Below are 19,307 nucleotides of genomic sequence, written 5' to 3'. Positions count from 1 at the left end.
AATTCCTGCTCTTACCGTGTAAAAAAATTCCTGTGACCTGCGCTAAATGAAATATTTCAGTAGTAAATAAGCAGACCGTTTGTGGATTTTTACGACCGCGAATATTTTATAAATTAATTACATCCGGGAATTTTTCTATGAATTTTACTGATAATCGTATTGAGTGTTTACGGAAAGTAAATATTGTTAAACATTTTTGGTGTAAAACCTTTCTTTTAAGGTAATTATAACTATGTTTAGTTATCTTAATATTAAGCAACATGCTCGTGTTGGTGGCTAATGAAATAACTTTTTGACTGAATTATTTTTTAATGAACATAACTTTTGCCCTGGCTTAAGCTGATCGTTTTAATTACTGTCGCCAGGTGTACAAAGGCTCATAATTAGTTCAGCTTTTTGCAATAAAAATGTTTTGTTGAGAATGGATTTGTGAAGGGTTTTGAGTGGATTTGAAATGGAATATTACCCGGTTTTGTGGCTGGAAGCAGGAAATTATTAAAAGAAAGTGATAAGGGGAGCGATGGCTCCCCTAAAAATTGTCAAACAGAATGATTTCTATCCGGACTATGAAACATTCATTTTATTTCATTTGGTCATTCAATTCTTTGGCTCCAGGGAATAGGGTACTCCAAAAGCAACATTGTCCGGCTAATCAGTGCGCGTGCCGGGAAATAAACTTTGCCTCTGTTTTAATATGCTGCCCTATCCATGATCAAAACAAAAATTCTATTCGTCGATGATGAGCAGGACCTGGAATCTCTTTTTAACCAGCTGTTCCGTCGGAAAATTCAAACCGGACAATATGAATTTATTTACATTCACGATGGTAAAAAAGCTTTAAATCTTATTGAACAGCAACCGGATATTGATGTCGTTCTCAGTGATATCAATATGCCTGGTATTGATGGGCTTACGCTGCTGTCGAAAATTTCGGAGGTCAATCCAATTATCCGTACGGTTATGGTAACCGCTTACGGCGACATGAACAATATCCGCACTGCCATGAACAGGGGTGCTTTCGACTTTATTACCAAACCGATCAACTTTAAAGACCTGGAAATAACGGTAGAGAAAGCGGTACAGTATGTGCATCAGTTACGGGAGATGAGCGAACTGAAGGCGGTCGACGAGATGAAAACCCGTTTTTTTACCAACATTACCCATGAACTCCGAACACCACTTACATTAATTATTTCACCGGTAGATAAACTATTGGAGACCGGGGATCTTTCTGCGCCTTTTCAAAAACAGTTGTCGACTATCCGGCGTAATGCACGGCAATTACTTCGGCTGATCAATCAGTTGCTGGATATCAATAAATTGGAGGCACGGCAGATGAACCTTGTGAATGAGGTGGGTGACCTGCCTGCTTTTGTCGAACAGATTGTGGATTTGTTTCGCCCGTCTACCGACATTAAGCAGCTGGAACTGATATTTGAAACGGATATGCCATCCGGCAATTATTTATTTGATGCCGATAAATGGGAAAAGATCCTGTATAATTTACTGTCAAACAGCATTAAGTTTACTGAAACCGGTGCCATTGTTATTCGTCTCACCCAGACACAAACTACGGCAAGTTTAGCTGTCAGCGATACAGGCATTGGCGTGCCGGCCGACAAATTGTCCCATATTTTTAACCGGTTCTATCAGGTTGATTACCCACACAACACATTATATCAAGGTTCAGGAATCGGGCTTGCCTTAGTGCATGAATTAGTATTGCGGTTGGGTGGCAATATCAATGTAACGAGCCAGGTAGCAGGAGAAGCCGCACAGCAGGGTACCCATTTTTTATTGGAACTTCCTGTTCAGCGTGTAGCGGATCAAAATCAGGAAACGGTGTATCCCACTACATTCATTGACTTGCCAAGGCTAACCAACGAGTCGTTCGGAATGAACCATTCGGTCACTTCCGACAATATGCCATTAATTCTGGTTGTGGAAGACAAGGCGGAAATGAGGGAGTTTATCGTGGCCGAACTGGCAACCACTTACCGCATCCGTTCGGCAGCAAATGGCTATGAAGGATGGATGCTTGCCCAGGAAGAACTACCAGACATTATCATTTCCGACCTGATGATGCCACGCATGGACGGATATACACTCATCGAGCACATCAAGACAGACCAGGCAACCAACCATATTGCAATAATACTGCTGACTGGCAGCCTCGAACATGGTAACCGGCTGAAAGGGTATGAATATGGGGCAGACGATTACCTGACTAAACCTTTCAATTTAAGTGAACTTCGATTAAAGGTGCGTAATCTGCTCAGCCGCCAGCAGAAACTAAGAGAGCACTACCAACGGCAACTCACCCAGCCAGACGCACCTGTCCCGGTTGAAACCAAACAGGATCTGTTTTTGAGCCGTTTATATCAGCTTGTTGAGCAGCGCCTGGACGATTCTTCACTGAGTGTAGAATGGCTGGCCGACCAGATGGCAATGAGCCGTAAGACGTTTTACCGCAAAGTCCATACACTGGTGCAGCTATCGCCCAATGAGCTCATCCGACAGTACCGGCTCCGCAAAGCCATTGATCTTCTCCGGGCTGGCAACAACGCCTCAGAAACAGCTTATTTGTTAGGTTTTGAATCGCCATCTCATTTTTCTAAGGTTTTCCGGGAGTTTTATCAGCGAACGCCCACAGATTACCTGAAAAAGTAATCCGTAAGCCTTTCAATTGACCCAAATGCAACAGCTTTTGACCTGTTTAAGATAGTGTTATACGGCTATTAAGTTGAACTTTGTTTTGTTCAGCGCACATACCGGAACATATACCAAGCCTTACTCAACCTAACTGTTTAACTTTTATGCAACGCATCCCTGCTACCGTTCTTACCCTTGCACTAACGATGTTTGTAGCCGCGCTTAGTTTGGCGCTGATTGCCGCTGCCTGTCTGATGGCGAGCTACTTTTTAAATGGAGTCCCGGTCGTTTTCTTGTTGAAATAAACCGTTTGGTGGATTATTCACCCGGTATTATAGGTGTTGGGTACTTACCTGATGTGCTGCCTGGTCTCAAAAATATTTTAAACACCATTCCGAAACATGAAAACGCTCCATTTTACTTATTTATGCCTTTTACTTTCACTACAGGCCAATGCACAAAAACTGCCGGCTACTGCCAAACGCCCCGTTGTGGATACCTATTTCGGAAAGTCCGTGACCGATAACTACCGCTGGCTTGAAGACATGAACAGTTCCGAAACAAAAGACTGGTTCAAAGCCCAGGGCGATTATTCCAACAGCGTACTGGACCAGATCCCGGGCCGTGACATATTGATTAAAACTTTCCGGGAATATGATGCGCTTAAAACGGCAACAATCGGGGGAGTTAAGCTTAGGGCCGGGCTATATTTCTACCGTAAAACGCTCCCCAGCGAAAAAGTGGGTAAAATCTATTTTCGGGCCGGCAGGCAGGCGCGTGAAGAATTGCTCTTCGATCCCGTAGCCTACGATTCAACCAAAACCTATGCGGTAGTGGATTATACGCCCACCGATGATGGCAAGCGGGTAGCTATTGGCCTGACCGAAGGCGGAAATGAGATTGCTACAGTACTGATTCTGGATATGGCTACCCGGAAACTATTGCCGGATCAGATTATTAGTGTATTCGGCGGCGGAGTTACCTGGACTCCGGATGGACATGGGTTGATTTATACTCCCCAGAATTCACTAGATCCCAAAGACCCTAACGGCGGTCTCGATACACAAGCACGCTATCACCAATTAGGCACGAATGCATCCTCCATGTCGGACAAATCAGGTGGAACTGATCCTGTTCTGCTTTCCCGTAGTAAGTACCCAACTTTGGGCATTCGGCCTGACCAGACCCCGATTTTGTTTTACGATGAGCAACACACTCACTTGTTCAGTGTTCTGAGCAGCGTGGACAACCGGCTCAACGTATTCCTGACCTCAAAGGATTCTTTGCAAAAACCCCGTATTGACTGGCAACAAGCTATTGCACCCGAAGATAGTATCTATGGATTTGGGGTGGCGGGTGGAAAACTGTTTTTGCACAGTGTTCAGGGAGCTTCTAATGGAAAAATTCTGGTTACCGATGCCCGCACCCCGAACGTAAAGACCGCTACTGTACTGCTGCCCGAAGGCAAGCTGAATATTACAGCTATTTCGCTAAGCCGGGATTACCTGTTTGTAACGCTTAATGATGGGATCAATGACCTGATCAGGCAATACAACATCAGTTTGGGAAAGTGGACCGATGTACCCCTGCCCGCAAGTGGTACTGCCCGAATGTATCCGCTTGACCCAACCACGAATGATTGTCTGTTATTAACCACAACCTGGAAGCAGCCCGTTACGCGCTACTCTTATGACCCTGTGATCCGAAAAATCACCATCAGCCCTTTTCATATCGGAGCATCTTATCCGGGTTTAGATGAATTAGTAGTCGAAGAACTGGAGGTGCCAAGTTATGATGGGCAGTCCGGCGTTCCGGTGATGGTACCGCTCTCGCTGATTTATAAAAAAGGGATGAAACGAGATGGTAACGTTGTCTGCTTTATGACGGGCTATGGGGCTTACGGATCTTCGGCAATCCCGAATTTTAGCATACAATATTTGGCCTTACTCAATAAGGGAGTTCTTGTTGCAATAACGCACCCTAGAGGTGGCAGCGAAAAGGGTGAAAGCTGGCACACGGGCGGTTATAAAACTACCAAACCTAATACGTGGAAAGACTTTATAGCCTGTGGGGATTATCTGGTCAAAAATAAGTATACCAGTCCGGCTCATTTGATTGGCATGGGAAGAAGCGCAGGTGGTATACTGATTGGCCGTGCCATCACCGAACGCCCCGATTTATTCGCAGCAGCTATCAATAATGTTGGTTGCACCAGTATGTTACGCACTGAACTCACACCAACGGGACCTGCTAATATTCCGGAATTTGGCACCGTAAAAGATTCAGTCGAATTTAATGCACTATACGAGATGGACGCGCTGCATCATGTACAGCAGGGAGTTAAATATCCGGCAGTGATCTGCGTAGGTGGCTGGAACGATTACCGCGTAATGGTCTGGGAGCCGGGCAAGTTTGCGGCTGCACTGCAAAATGCCAGCGCTTCGGGGAAACCCGTCCTGATGCAGGTCAACTACGACAATGGCCACTTCACCGAAGACAAATCCGTGACCTTCCGCGACTTCGCTAATATATATGCCTTTGCGCTCTGGCAGGCCGGGCATACTGATTTTCAACCATCGGTCGCCGAAACGAAAAATTAAACCTCAGTCTTTTGCCTTTATGACACCATTTGTAAACATGGCATCGTGGGGCAGAACTATCCGAACCAGTATACCGGATCATTGAAAGTAAGCGTGCTCTTTTTAACTGATACACCAAAACATCAATTTATCATGAAAAAAAGTCTAATGATATGTACCCTTTCAGCTTTCCTGCTGGGCCTGATTATCGTCCAGGTTAGTTTAGCACAAACCCCTAAAAAGGTGTATTCAGAAGTGTATTATCACAAAATTAAGCCGGGTCATACCATGGCCGAGGCCCGCGCTTTTGAAAACGAGTTTAAAAAAGTACATCAGGTGCAGGCCGACGAAGGGTCTATCCTGGGTTGGTACATGCTGGCCCTGGACATGACTACCAATCCCAATAAGGAGTACAGCTACGTTACGATTAAAAGCGTCAGCGATCCCGGCCACTTTGACAATGCCTATCCGGAAGCCGCTATGAAAAAAGGCTGGGGTAACGATTATCAGAAAAAAATGACAGACCTGATGAAACAGGGCGCTGAGGTGACGGAGACCGGCAACATTGAAATCTGGGAGATAGTGGATGGAGCAAACGCTACCAACCTTCCTCCGCCCGATAAAGCGCCGTTCTGGATGGTTACGAATATAAAAGTCAAAAATAACCAGTATGATGAATATATGGACCTCGTCAAAAAAGCCAAACCATTTTATCAGGAGCGCCTCGTTACGGGCGGTGCTGTCGCCTGGAATTTTGTGGGACTGCTATTTCCTTGGGCAAGTGAGAAGTCATACGATTTTTCGATGGTCAATGTATTTCCGAACATGAAAGCCATGTTAGAATCGGCGCCTCAGGCTGAGGCGGCGTTCAAAAAAACGATGCCTGGAATGGACTTCAGGCAATTCACTAAGGATTTAGACAATCTGCGTGAGGCAACCCGTCAAGAGCTGTATTACCTGATGGAATATGCCGTGAAAACGCCATCAGCTCAGGCCACAAAATAGCATTACCAGCTAACTAACAAAACCAGGGATTTGCTTTTCCAGCCAGACAACCACCTTCAAAACTATCCTATTGTATGAATCCATTATCTAAACTCTCCCCGGCATCCGGGATTAATGTAGTGCAGCCAGGGACAACCTGGTCTGAGGTGGCCCGGCCTGTTTCGCAGGCAGAGCGAATTCAAACCGTAGACATCCTCAGGGGTGTAGCCCTGCTGGGTATACTGCTCATGAATATCCCGTATTTTTCTATGGCAGAGTACTTCAGCGAGGTCTTCCGGAGCGACCCGTCAAACATCAATTTCTGGGTCAACGCCGGTATCACTATCCTGTTTGAAGGTAAGATGCGAGCTTTGTTCTCCATGATTTTCGGCGTGGGTATTATTCTGTTCATGGCCCGTAAAGAGAAAACTGAGCCAGGCCAGGCCAGGCAGTCGGCAACGGGATTGTTTTATCGGCGAATGGGCTGGCTGGTGCTGTTCGGCCTGATCGATTCGCACGTGCTGCTATGGATGGGTGACATTTTGTACTACTATGGGATTATTGGCATGATCGCGTTCTGGTTCCGCAAGATGAAACCCACCTATCTGGCACTGGGAGTGCCGCTGGTAGCTATTATTGGCTTCGTGTCCAGTACGCTTTTTTACCAGAATGTACGTGACAAACGATTGGCATACCTGGCGGTTCAGACAGTCAGTAAACAGGGCCAGAAACTGACGGCCATCCAGGAACAGACTGTGAAGGACTGGCAGGAAGCCCAGAAGCAATTTTTCCCCAATAAAGCAGAAGTAGCTGAACATACCCGGATGATGAAATCCAGCAATTACTTTACAGTTGCTAAACGCTATCGGAAAGACGTATGGGAACAGCAAACGATTTATCTCGTTTTCAGTCTCTGGGACCCGCTTGCCCTGATGCTGCTGGGTATGGCGCTCTATAAATCGGGCTTCTTTACAGGGCAATGGCCGCGCCGGCGCTACTGGCAAACAATGCTGATTGGCTACGGGCTGGGGCTGCCTTTGGTCACATACAGCTTTTATTACGGCTACACAAACATTCCGAATGCGGCTGCCTTTATGGTCTATTTTGAAAAGCACCCAATTTTATGGATCGACCTGATCTACCCTTTTCAGCGGATTCTGCTGGTGATGGCCCACGCCAGTCTGCTGATCCTGCTAATTCAATCCGGACGGATACAGGAACTACTCAACCGGCTGTCGGCGGTGGGACAGATGGCCTTTACAAACTACGTCATGCACACGCTGATCTGCACATTCGTTTTCTATGGATATGGCCTGAACCAGTACGCCGGGTGGCAATTCTACCAGCTTTATTATTTGGTGGCTGCAATCTGGGTGCTGCAACTGATTGTAAGTCCGATATGGCTGAAGTATTACCATTTCGGACCATTGGAATGGGCATGGCGCAGCCTGACCTACTGGCAACGGCAGCCTATGCGCCGGGCTGTTTCCTTGCCGGATTATCAGCCCGCTCTGACCCGCAACGAGTGACCAAATGATCAGAACATGCCAAACTTAATTTTATGATGATACGAAAAAACTCAAATAGTCAGGATCATACAATGCCCGTTTGGATACGGCCCAACGAAAGAAAGCCGCTACCTATTTTTCCTACTTTTAAGTGAAGCGGGCATGATGAACAAAAACGTTTCAAAACCCAAATGACTAAGGGAAAAGTGCAGTACATTAATGGGGCGAACGATTACGCATTCAACTCGCATCCCGCCGAAACAGAGAAAACAATGCGGGATTTTTTCAACTAAACCAATTTCCTTCGGACGGATATGAAAAAACAACTGTTAACCCATTCCATTCAACAGGTTTTTAGTATTGGCTTGTGCCTGCTGGCCTGCACAGCCTGTCAGCAAAAAAAGAACAGTGAAACGCCGGTACGTACAATGTTTTTCGACAAGTCGGATATGGACACGACTGTTCTGCCCGGTAACGACTTCTTTGCTTACGCCAATGGCACCTGGCTAAAGAAAACCGTGATTCCGGCCAACCAAATACGCTGGGGAACGGGTACACAACTGGCCGACGAAAATCGGCAGAAAACCAAAGCGATTCTGGAACAGGCAGCTCGTTCCAATCCGAATTCGGGGCGTACCGAACAACTGGTAGGGGATTTTTACAGTAGCGGAATGGATACTGTGGCCATTAACCAGCTGGGTTTTAGTCCGCTAAAAGCCGGACTTGCCAACATTGCCGCCATCAGCGATTACCGGCAGCTTATTGACCATCTGATTACTGACGAAAGCGATGTAACGGGATTCTGGACTGCTTCAAATTCATTCATCGGATTTTATGTGGGCCCTGATGACCGGCAGAGCACAAATAATTGCATCAACTTCCAGCAGGCTGGTTTGTCGCTACCCGAAAAAGGTTATTATACCCGCACCGATGAAGCCACGAAAAAAATCCGGCAGGCATTTCTGGATTATGTAACGAAGCTATTTACCCTGACGGGGATAGAGCCCGCTCTGGCTCACACGAAAGCAACCGCAATTCTGGCGTTTGAAACGAAGTTGGCACAATCCCATAAGGAACAGGCTGACCTACGCGACCCAGTGGCTAACTATCACAAATTCAACGTGACGGATCTTATCCGCAAGATGCCCAATCTGAATTGGCGCAGGCTGCTCAACGCCAAAAAACTGCAACGTGTTGACACGGTATTGGTTGCCCAGCCCGCTTATTATCAGGCGCTGGATAAATTACTGCCCAGTACGCCTGTCAGTGTGCTGAAAGACCGGCTCCTGTTCGATTTGCTGGATTACAACGCGCCACTGCTGAGCCAGGAGTTTGAGCAGGCCAGCTTTGAATTCAATCAAAAAGCACTTCTTGGACAAGTCCGGCTCCCTGACCGCTGGAAGCGCCTGGTTATCCTTACGGACGCAGAGCTGGGCGATGCCCTTGGCCAGTTGTGGGTTAAGCAATATTTTCCTCCTGAAGCCAGGCAACGGATGCTGAAGCTGGTCGATAATTTACAGGGCGTATACCGGGAAAGAATCGAAGCACTCGATTGGATGACTCCCGAAACGAAAGCCATTGCACTGATCAAGCTTGATAAATTCACAAAAAAGATTGGTTACCCGGATAAATGGAATGATTATTCGGGGGTAGTCATCAAAAGGGATGATTACTATGGCAATGTGCAGCGAACACGCCGGTACCGTACTGAAAGTAATCTGGCCAAAATTAACCATCCTGTTGACCGCACGGAGTGGGGCATGACGCCTCCGACTGTAAATGCCTATGCCAATCCCTGGAATAACGAAATTGTTTTCCCGGCGGGCATTCTGCAGTTTCCTTTTTTTGACAAAGATGTAGACGAAGCCATCAATTATGGCGGTATCGGGACTGTTATCGGTCACGAAATGACCCATCTCTTCGACGATCAGGGCCGTAAATATGATGCTAACGGAAATCTGAGAGATTGGTGGACAAAAAATGATGCCGAGCGTTTTGAACTGAAAGCTAAGGTTGTTGAAAAACAATATAATACGTACACCTTACTGGATGGGCTGACTGTAAATGGCCAGTTGACACTCGGTGAAAATCTGGCTGATCTGGGCGGGATAACTCTGTCCTATGAGGCGTTTAAACGGACACAACAAGGTCAGGGTACAACTAAAATTGACGGTTTCAGCCCTGATGAGCGGTTTTTTTTAAGTTATGCCCGTATATGGCGAAATAAAGTCCGGGATGCAACCCAGCGGGCGCGCCTGCTGACGGATCCACACTCACCTGCAAGATTTCGGGTGAATGGCCCACTGACCAACTTTGAGCCGTTCTACCGGGTATTTAACGTTAAGCCGGGCCAGAAACTTTATAGGCCACAAGCTGATCAGGCGAGGGTTTGGTAAGGCCTTCGTTTAATATAGTTTTCTATCTGTTAATCACAACGATCAAGTAAGCATGAAAAGACTTTTTATACTTATTCTCACCTGGCTGTCCGGCACTATGGCTGCTTATGCACAGCCGCTTACTGATGTCCAGCTTTCCACTGAATTCGACAGGCTGCTTTCCGGACAATTCAAACCAGGTGAGTCGGGATGTACCGCTTTTCCTGAAACCGAGACTAAATTTTTCTTCAAAGCGATGGATGCCCAGCTTGAATTTATCCGGGATGCGGCAGATAAGGTTGTGAAGCGAAGCCTGACGTATAGCGGGCAAAAAACGGAAGCGAAGAAGATACAATAGTTTGCCAATAGTACAACTGATTGAAAACAAATCCTGGATTTATTAAAAGACTGCTTACCCAGCAAATCAATTATGAAAAAATACCTTACACTTCTGTTTATCGGGTGGTTAACACACAGTCTGCCTGCCTTGGGGCAAACCACACCCTACTCTAAAGAAGTAGTTGACAAAATCCTGTAAGTAGAACAGCACTTAGCCGGGAACATCCGCATAACCGACGATAAAGAATGGACTCTTCAGGAGCGCATGAAGTTTTATCAAATAAATGGGCTGAGCATGGCTGTGATTCATAACTATCAGATTGAGTGGGCCAAAGCTTACGGCTTGGCTGATACCACCACGCAGCGATCCGTCACTACCGAGACCCGTTTTCAGGCGGGATCTATCAGCAAATCACTAAATGGGGTAGGTGTATTGACGCTCGTTCAGGATAAAAAAATAGAGTTGCTTACAGACATTAATCAATACCTGACCACCTGGAAATTTCCATATGACTCATTGGCAAAAAACAAAAAGATCAGCACTGCTAATCTGCTCAGCCATACAGCAGGATTGACTATTCATGGTTTCCCTGGATACGGTATTCAGGAAGAATTACCTACATTAAGCCAGGTACTTAACGGACAAAAACCGGCTAATACTGAGGCGGTTCGTTCTCAGTTTGAGCCTGGCCTGCGGTTTCAGTATTCGGGTGGGGGAACCACAATTTCGCAACTCTTGCTGATGGATGTTACTCATCAGCCCTATGACCAATACATGTCGGAAAAGGTATTGAAGCCAATGGGCATGACCAATAGTTCGTACACGCAGCCACCCGCCGGGAACGCATTGCTGGCAACCGGCTATGATGGGAAGGGTAAAGAAATTGCAGGGAAGTATAACATTTACCCTGAACAGGCTGCCGCTGGTTTGTGGACAACCCCAACAGATCTGTGTCGCTATATCATCGAAACGCAACTGGCCTATCAGGGTAAATCCGAAAAAGTACTTTCACAGCAAACTACCCGTTTGCGGCTTACACCGTATGTCGACAGCAGTGCAGCTCTGGGAGTATTTATTACAAAAAAAGGAACAGATACTTATTTCGGTCACGGTGGGGCGGATCAGGGCTTTCTAAGTCAGTACTATGGCAGTCTGACCAACGGAGACGGGGTAGTCATCATGGTCAATTCGAACAACGGGGCTATTCTTAAAGAAATAGTCAATAGCGTAGCCACCGTTTATAACTGGAAGGAATTTTATAAGCCAGTTATAAAAAAGGTGGAAATCGTACCGGATTCCATTCTGCAAACCTATGTAGGTGAGTACGAATTAGGCCCCAATTTCATTCTGACTGTCACCGTAGACCAAAATCGCCTCATCATTCAGGCCACCGGACAGCCAAAATTTGAAGTTTTTCCCGAAACACAAACCAGATTCTTTCCCAAAGAATTTGAAGCTCTGATTGAGTTCGTAAAAGATGAATCAGGAAAAATAACTAAAATAATCCTGTTTCAGGGTGGACGATCCAATGACGCGAAGAAGATAAAGTAGTTTGCCTGTCAGGTTCATTTACGCCTTCAAAAACTCATTGATAACATGATAACCGAGAAAATATATTATTTGGCTGCCAGCAATAGATAGGTATTTTTAAAATGTATACTCAGCACCAATTTCCTGATAAAAAATTCCATGCTTCAACGTTTATTAACCTGCCTCTTATTCTTCCTTTTGTTCAGACTCATCGTATTTCAGGCTACGGCGCAGACAGCAGTTCTGTATCGTGTCAAAATTGATAGTATTCAAACCCTGATCAATCATCAGATTAAAGCTGATACTAATACCGTTAAAAGGCTTAATTATCTGGGCATGCTTTGCACTTATGACATGCAATATAAACGGGGGCTGGTCGCAATTGCGGCTGCACGGCAGTTGGCCCAGAAGCTTCATTATAACAAAGGGGAAGGATTTTACAGGCGTGCGTTAAATCGTTTTAATTATTTCAGTCTGCTCGGATATTATTATTATCACTTTTTAGCGAAGTGGTCATACACCGACCGAAAGCGTAATGAAGAGATTGATCAGCTGGATGTCAGACCACCTGATAATACCAGTAACCCGAGAGCGAAAGCTGAAATTTGGGATGCAGTCAATTATTTTGAGAAGCATCCTAACCGGGAAATTCTTGGCAATTTGCTCACCGTATATGCGGACTACCTGGAACCTGATGAAAAAATCCGATACCTGGATAAGGCCGCCCATCTGTTTCAGGACGATCATAAGCCTGCGCCGGTTTTTTTTATTGAGATGGAGGAAATGGCTTTATATGAAGAATCAGGAAAAACCCCGGAAGCCAAAACGGCGGAAATAAAGGCCAGGACGATTTTATTAAATACAAAAGATAGCAGGGAAAAGGCGCTGATGTACTATATGTCGGCTCAAAGATATACCCAACAGAGGAGAAATGATTTAAGTTATGAGTTTGCGCTCCAGGCGGATCAGTTGCTTGAAAAGCTTGGAGAAAAAGATTTAAGACTTGAAGTATTATACCGGCTTGGAATCATTAGCGCAGACCTGTCCCTGTTTAGAAAAGCGGTCGGATATTTCAAAAAAGCAGTCATACTTTCTGGTGAGAATGCAAACAATGCTGCTGCGTATTTAACGGATCTAAGCCTTCAAACGGCATTCTCATTGATCAGCCTGAAAGAATTTGATGAAGCCAGGGTCTTTATTGACAAGGCAAAAAATGCTCCGGATAATCTTCACAGCGCAGAGATAAAAAAATACAATATAGCCCGGCGGTATGATGCAATGGGACAGCTGCTGATGGGACAGGGGAAATATCAGGAGGCGCTGACAAGCTTTTCACAATCACTGTCCTTTTCCAGGCAAACATCTGACTCTACGAGGCTTGCTTCCTACATGACCCTTTACATTGCCCAATGCTATCAGAAGCTGGGCCAGATTTCGGAAAGTATCAGGTATGCCAAAATTTCATATGACAAGGCCTCGCCACGCCAGAAGGATTCCCCTCAGGCTACATTTATTACGCTTAAGGCATCGTTGCTGCTGTCGGAGGTTTTTGAGGACGCAGATAATCCTCAGGAAGCGTATAAGTATTTGAAAGTATATCAAAAACTGCGAAAAGAAGCCGATCAGAAGGATGAGGCCAATCATCTACTCGATGTTGAGATACGATCGGCTATTGAAAAGAGCGAACAGGAAAAACAATCTCAGGGACAGCGCATTCTGGCCATTGAAAAGCAGAGTGAAATTGATGGATTGAAAGCGCAGGCGGAAAAACAGTTGCTTCAGTCAAAAGCCGATCAGGCTGAACTGGACAAAAAGCTTGAGAAGCAGCGCCTCGAAGCAAAAGCTGCTCAAAACAAGCGGCAACAGGACTATCAGATTTCGTTGCTGAATCTGGATATTGACAATCAGCACAAAATCAGGACTGGGTTACTTGGCGGGCTTGTTCTTTTCGCATTTTTTGTGATTCTCTTAACCCGCCAGAACAGGGTAAAACAACGGTTTAATAAACTGCTGACAAACCAAAAAGAAGAGATAGAAAATCAACGCGATCAACTGAACCTTACCCTGACAGAACTGAAAACCACTCAGGTACAGCTGATACAGAAAGAGAAACTGGCAAGCTTGGGAGAACTCACGGCAGGCATCGCCCACGAAATTCAGAACCCGCTGAACTTTGTCAATAATTTCTCTGAAGTGAGTTCAGATTTGGTGGAAGAATTAAAGGAGGAAGCCCTGGCCGGTAATACAGACGACGTATTAGCCATTGCCGATGATCTTAACCAAAACCTGAAAAAGATCAGCCATCACGGCGGACGCGCCAGCAGTATCGTAAAAGGTATGTTGGAACACTCGCGTTTGGGAACCGGTGAAAAACAACCCACCGATTTAAACGCCCTTTGCAACGAATACCTGCGGCTGGCTTACCATGGATTGCTGGTGAAGGACAAATCTTTTAAAGCTGATCTTAAAACTGACTTTGATCCAAAGCTGGAAATGGTTGATGTTGTTCCGCAAGAGATCGGGCGGGTATTGCTGAATCTTTACAACAATGCTTTTTATGCTGTGAAGGAGCGTGGGGCTTTGGGCGAAGGGCAGGGGGTGGATTATCAGCCAACGGTTTGGGTTAGTACTAAACAGTTTGACAATCAAGTTGAGATTCGCGTTCGTGACAATGGTGCAGGTATTCCGGAATCGGTAAAAGCCAAAATTTTCCAGCCTTTTTTCACGACAAAGCCAACCGGGGAGGGGACAGGACTGGGCTTGTCGCTGAGTTATGACATTATCACAAAGGGTCACGGAGGTACACTGACGCTGCAAAGCCTGGAAGGAAATAAAACCGAGTTTGTTATCCAATTTCCTGCTGAATAATCAAATTATATCAATGAAAGCCATACTTGCAAGTTTCCTTTTAGCATTTAATTTAATCCAGGCGCTGGCTCAGGATACCACTCTGGTGCTAAATACCAGTATGTTTGAGCCAAAACAGGATATTAACTTGTCCTCACTGGATCGTTGGATCTATCACGAAGGGAACAATATAAACTGGGCCGAAAGAAATATTAACGCAGCAGAATGGCAACGGCTTAAACCAGCGGATTTATCGGTGAAATATGCGGATAAAACCGGTAGAGCCGAAGGTTGGTTCCGCCTAAAATTCAGGTTGGATTCCACATTCGAAGGCTTGCCATTAGCCTTTGATAAGAATAGTTGGGCAGCCGTTGATTTGTATGTGGATGGACAATTAATAGCTTCCTTTGGGAATACGGGATCAAATGGGGAGACCTATCAGGAACATTATCCTTACTATAAACCGCACTGGCCAGTTAACTTAAAGCCAGGGCAGGATTATCTGATTGCTATTCATCTTGTTGATTACGTATCACCATTTTCGTCGAAAAAATTAAAATCAGAATTAGAAGACTCAAATAAGGTTTTACTCTATCTGTCAGGACCTGATTCCAATGCTTATTGGCTCAGTTTTTGCCGTTCGAATCCCGTTTATGCAACGCTTTGGATGTCTATTTCTCTGATAATGACCATACTTTTCTGGCTTCTTTCTTATCAGGATTTGTACGAAAAAAAGTGATCAGGTTACTGGCTATTTGGGGGACTTTGTCTACAATTGGTATCCTGGGCTATTTTGTTGATATTTTTGAACCCTCATTTGTCATCGAGGTAATTTTTTCCCGTTTGTCCACGATACTCTACTTTGTATCTGTGCCCTTGCTGATCATTGCCCTGTTACGTATTCTGGGCTATACCTGGTCGCCTTACCTGAATGGCTTAATTATAATGATTTCGGCCATCGGCGGCTTTTTAAATGTTTTTGAAAGCAGTAATACGCCTGGTTCTATTGCTAACAGCATACACTTTCTGATTTTTCTATATTTTCTACTTTTCTCCTGGAATAAGCTGAAAGGAGCCCAGTGGGTAATTGTAACGGGAACTATCCTGACTAACTTATTTAATCTGGCTTATGCAATTGCAACCTTTGATATTATTGAATTTGACCGCCATACTGTCCTTTCGGGTATCTTTCTTCCTCTTCCGCTATCTCTTATCATTTATGTCACACTACGTTTTAAGGAAATTTTAGCGGAAGTCAGGGAAAAAGCAGCGGCTGTTTTGCAGGTAACCGAAGAAAAGCGTGAAGTTTTAGCCACTCAAAACCAACAGCTTGAACAGCAAGTCGAGGCGCGTACAGCCCAGCTCAACCATTCACTTATCGAACTGAAGGCGACACAAACCCAGCTGATCCAGAAAGAAAAACTCGCCAGCCTTGGCGAACTGACGGCGGGCATTGCTCACGAAATCCAGAATCCCCTGAACTTTGTCAATAACTTTTCGGAAGTCAGCACAGATTTGGTTGAAGAATTAAAGGAAGAAGCCCTGGCCGGCCGGACAGACGATGTATTGGCCATTGCCGACGACCTGGCTCAGAACCTCAAAAAAATCCATCACCATGGTGGTCGCGCCAGCAGCATTGTCAAAGGTATGTTAGAGCATTCGCGTACTGGTACCGGCGAGCGCCAGCTTACGGACCTGAATGCGCTAGCCGACGAATACCTGCGATTGGCTTACCACGGAATGAGGCGGTCGGAAGGCCGCATCCCCGGCGGTCCGGCAAAAGATAAAAACGGGACCATCGATCAGTTCAATTGTAAGTTGGTAACTGACTTCGATCCGAATTTAAGCCTTGTTAATGTCGTACCGCAGGAGATCGGACGGGTATTGCTTAATCTTTACAACAACGCGTTTTATGCTGTGAAGGAGCGTAGGGCTTTGGGCAAAGGGCAGGGGGTGGATTATCAGCCAGCAGTTTGGGTGAGTACCAAACAGTTTGACAATCAAGTTGAGATTCGTGTCCGGGACAATGGTACAGGTATTCCGGAGTCGGTGAAAGCCAAAATATTCCAGCCTTTTTTCACGACAAAGCCAACCGGGGAGGGGACAGGATTAGGCTTGTCGCTGAGCTATGATATTATCACAAAGGGTCACGGGGGTACACTTACGATAAATAGTGAAGAGAGAAACGGCACCGAACTTATTATTACACTTCCTATTCAAAACACTTAGCAATTGAAAAAAACAGGACTTGCCTGCATATTAATCTTGACTTATAGCTTCTGCTTTGGTCAGGTTTTTCATATTGATTCCTTGCCCGAACAAGGTATTGTACTGAATAAAGCATGGAAGTGGCATCCAGGCGACGATCCTGCGTGGGTAAACCCAAAGTATGATGATTCAAGCTGGGAACCGATCGATCCCGTTCAGAATTTGGCTGAACAAAACAAATTGCCTCAGGAAGGAATTGGCTGGCTTAGGATCAAGCTTCTGGTGGCGCCGCAATTACGCAGTAAGCAATTGGGTATGAGAGTTTTTCAGGCTGGTGCTACCGAAATTTTTCTAAATGGGCAATTAGCCATTCGAAATGGAAAAATAAGCCCTCAAAACAACCTTGTTCAAGGGGGCAATGTAAGTACATTATCACCTATCCGCTTAGGTGCGGACTCCGTACAGGTATTAGCTATCCGTTATGCATTCTCCAGAGAGCGGTTGGTAAAAATGCCTTTACCCTTTCTCCGGTTAAGACTCATGTCGTTCGAAGCCGGAGAAGCAAGGAGGATTTTCCTGGAAAGAGAATCACAGGTTGATATGTTTCTTGTTGGGGTTTTTCTAATTCTGGGTATTTTACAGATACTGTTATACGCAACATCGACCAAACTATCCACCAATTTGTATTTTGGTATATTTCTGCTTGCCCAGTGTTTTATTCATATTTCTATTTTGCTTAACAGAAATCCTGATTTAATGCCCGGCTCAATTGTTTTTACGAACCAGATTTTATTTTTTGACAGCCAAAACATCTTATTTTTCTTTTTTGCTACTATTTCCGGTCTATTTTATCTGCTGGGTATTTATCGTTTTTTCAATCAACCCAAGGACGTTCCCTTTTTTGTTGCAGGGGCTTTTTCATTAGCCACCTTACCGGTGTTTTTACTGGCTAATTCTAAATATTCCTTAGTTGCATTTTATACATCTGAGTATCTTTTGTCCTCAATTATACCTTATCTTGCTATATTCCGAATCGGTATTATTGCTATTAAACAAAAGAAACCAGGAGCTGCCCTGTTCACAGTTTCCCACACTGTACTCCTGCTGACTTTTGTATTGATGGCTATGTCCGACGTTTTACCCGGTCTGGGCTTTTTAGCTGATAACATTAAGTTTTTTTTAACTGATAATGCAAACTATTTTTTACTGTTAAGTTTCCTGAGTCTTGCTGTTACTATTTCCCTCTTACTCTCGCAGGAAAGTTCGGCTGCTAACAAACTGCTTCGTAAGCAACTGGTTGATTTAGATGTTCTTTCAAAAAAATCAATAAGTCAGGAACAGGAAAAGCAGCAATTGCTGGCCAGTCAAAATGAGCGATTAGAACACCAGGTTATGGCACGGACAGCCGAACTTAACCAATCCCTGAACCATCTTAGGATTACCCAGGTTCAGCTCATTCAAAAAGAAAAACTGGCCAGTTTGGGGGAACTGACGGCAGGTATCGCCCACGAAATTCAGAACCCATTGAATTTCGTTAATAACTTCTCTGAAGTAAGTATGGATTTAATTGAAGAGCTGGGTGAAGGGCCATTTCTGAAACTGGCTGAACCCGGAAAAAAATACGCAAGCGAAATCCTAAGTGACCTAACGAGCAACCTGCAAAAAATAAACTTCCATGGTGGTCGCGCCAGCAGCATTGTCAAAGGTATGTTAGAGCATTCGCGCACTGGTACCGGCGAGCGCCAGCTTACGGACCTGAATGCATTAGCCGACGAATACCTGCGACTGGCCTACCACGGAATGAGGCGTTCCGGCGATCCGGCAAAAGATAAAAGCGGGACTATCGATCAGTTCAATTGTAAGTTGGTAACTGATTTTGATCCTGATCTGGGCATGGTTGATGTTGTTCCTCAGGAGATCGGGCGGGTATTGCTGAATCTTTATAACAATGCATTTTACGCTGTGAAGGAGCGTGGGGCTTTGGGCAAAGGGCAAGGGGTGGATTATCAGCCAGCAGTTTGGGTTAGCACAAAACTGCTTGATAATAAGGTAGAGATTCGCGTTCGGGACAATGGTACGGGTATTCCGGAATCAGTGAGAGCTAAAATTTTCCAGCCATTTTTTACTACAAAACCTACTGGAGAAGGAACTGGTTTGGGACTTTCATTAAGCTATGATATTATAACCAAAGGGCACGGCGGAGCGATTACAGTGGAAAGTCGCGAAGGTGAAGGAACCGAATTCGTCATTGCATTACCTGTTGAATAGTAAACCAATCCTGAAT

At 45.1% G+C, this 19,307-nt stretch carries 12 protein-coding genes; all 12 read left to right on the top strand.

The genetic code is table 11. From position 1 onward, the window contains the following. Positions 1–708 precede the first annotated feature (708 nt). The 12 genes from KZC02_RS08400 (at position 709) to KZC02_RS08345 (ending at position 19,291) form a co-directional block, all read left to right on the top strand. On the top strand, positions 709–2,670 hold the full coding sequence (locus tag KZC02_RS08400) for a response regulator (protein ID WP_229254081.1): 1,962 nt from the start codon (positions 709–711) through the stop codon (positions 2,668–2,670). Positions 2,671–2,816: 146 nt separating this feature from the next. Next, positions 2,817–2,957 carry a hypothetical protein gene (locus KZC02_RS08395; protein ID WP_221393687.1) on the top strand — a complete coding sequence of 47 codons (141 nt, stop codon included), beginning with the start codon at positions 2,817–2,819 and terminating at the stop codon, positions 2,955–2,957. Positions 2,958–3,053: 96 nt separating this feature from the next. Then, the gene (locus tag KZC02_RS08390) at positions 3,054–5,252 is read left to right on the top strand and encodes a prolyl oligopeptidase family serine peptidase (RefSeq protein WP_221393686.1); all 2,199 of its coding nucleotides are present in this window, start codon (positions 3,054–3,056) and stop codon (positions 5,250–5,252) included. 132 nt (positions 5,253–5,384) lie between these two features. Continuing rightward, positions 5,385–6,236, top strand: coding sequence for a hypothetical protein (locus KZC02_RS08385; RefSeq protein WP_221393685.1), 852 nt, complete (start codon positions 5,385–5,387; stop codon positions 6,234–6,236). A 74-nt stretch (positions 6,237–6,310) separates the two neighbouring features. After that, positions 6,311–7,744, top strand: a complete 1,434-nt coding sequence (locus tag KZC02_RS08380) for a DUF418 domain-containing protein (RefSeq protein ID WP_221393684.1) — start codon at positions 6,311–6,313, stop codon at positions 7,742–7,744. A 293-nt stretch (positions 7,745–8,037) separates the two neighbouring features. Beyond that, entirely contained in the window at positions 8,038–10,119 is a 2,082-nt protein-coding gene (locus KZC02_RS08375) for a M13 family metallopeptidase (protein ID WP_221393683.1), read from the top strand. A gap of 52 nt (positions 10,120–10,171) precedes the next feature. Continuing rightward, positions 10,172–10,456, top strand: coding sequence for a hypothetical protein (locus tag KZC02_RS08370; RefSeq protein WP_221393682.1), 285 nt, complete (start codon positions 10,172–10,174; stop codon positions 10,454–10,456). Positions 10,457–10,702: 246 nt separating this feature from the next. Beyond that, positions 10,703–11,989 carry a serine hydrolase gene (locus KZC02_RS08365; protein ID WP_221393681.1) on the top strand — a complete coding sequence of 429 codons (1,287 nt, stop codon included), beginning with the start codon at positions 10,703–10,705 and terminating at the stop codon, positions 11,987–11,989. A gap of 138 nt (positions 11,990–12,127) precedes the next feature. Continuing rightward, positions 12,128–14,836, top strand: a complete 2,709-nt coding sequence (locus tag KZC02_RS08360; RefSeq protein WP_229254080.1) for an ATP-binding protein — start codon at positions 12,128–12,130, stop codon at positions 14,834–14,836. Between the two features lie 13 nt (positions 14,837–14,849). Then, complete coding sequence (locus KZC02_RS08355) at positions 14,850–15,554, top strand: hypothetical protein (RefSeq protein WP_221393680.1); 705 nt, start codon at positions 14,850–14,852, stop codon at positions 15,552–15,554. Beyond that, complete coding sequence (locus KZC02_RS33275) at positions 15,479–17,044, top strand: sensor histidine kinase (RefSeq protein ID WP_409014254.1); 1,566 nt, start codon at positions 15,479–15,481, stop codon at positions 17,042–17,044. Before KZC02_RS08355 ends, KZC02_RS33275 begins: the two co-directional genes overlap by 76 nt. Before the next feature lie 3 nt (positions 17,045–17,047). Further along, positions 17,048–19,291: an ATP-binding protein gene (locus tag KZC02_RS08345; protein WP_229254079.1), complete on the top strand. Its 2,244-nt coding sequence runs from the start codon at positions 17,048–17,050 to the stop codon at positions 19,289–19,291. Positions 19,292–19,307 lie beyond the last annotated feature (16 nt).

This window comes from Dyadobacter sp. NIV53 (assembly GCF_019711195.1).
Lineage (GTDB): Bacteria > Bacteroidota > Bacteroidia > Cytophagales > Spirosomataceae > Dyadobacter.
The sequence above is the reverse complement of the archived record's forward strand: the minus strand, read 5'-3'. Positions and strand labels throughout refer to the sequence as shown.

What these genes read in the sequence shown, in the direction of transcription:
- KZC02_RS08400 (WP_229254081.1), top strand. Translation starts at nt 709, where the DNA reads ATGATCAAAACAAAAATTCTATTCGTCGATGATGAGCAGGACCTGGAA.
- KZC02_RS08395 (WP_221393687.1), top strand. Translation starts at nt 2,817, where the DNA reads ATGCAACGCATCCCTGCTACCGTTCTTACCCTTGCACTAACGATGTTT.
- KZC02_RS08390 (WP_221393686.1), top strand. Translation starts at nt 3,054, where the DNA reads ATGAAAACGCTCCATTTTACTTATTTATGCCTTTTACTTTCACTACAG.
- KZC02_RS08385 (WP_221393685.1), top strand. Translation starts at nt 5,385, where the DNA reads ATGAAAAAAAGTCTAATGATATGTACCCTTTCAGCTTTCCTGCTGGGC.
- KZC02_RS08380 (WP_221393684.1), top strand. Translation starts at nt 6,311, where the DNA reads ATGAATCCATTATCTAAACTCTCCCCGGCATCCGGGATTAATGTAGTG.
- KZC02_RS08375 (WP_221393683.1), top strand. Translation starts at nt 8,038, where the DNA reads ATGAAAAAACAACTGTTAACCCATTCCATTCAACAGGTTTTTAGTATT.
- KZC02_RS08370 (WP_221393682.1), top strand. Translation starts at nt 10,172, where the DNA reads ATGAAAAGACTTTTTATACTTATTCTCACCTGGCTGTCCGGCACTATG.
- KZC02_RS08365 (WP_221393681.1), top strand. Translation starts at nt 10,703, where the DNA reads ATGAAGTTTTATCAAATAAATGGGCTGAGCATGGCTGTGATTCATAAC.
- KZC02_RS08360 (WP_229254080.1), top strand. Translation starts at nt 12,128, where the DNA reads ATGCTTCAACGTTTATTAACCTGCCTCTTATTCTTCCTTTTGTTCAGA.
- KZC02_RS08355 (WP_221393680.1), top strand. Translation starts at nt 14,850, where the DNA reads ATGAAAGCCATACTTGCAAGTTTCCTTTTAGCATTTAATTTAATCCAG.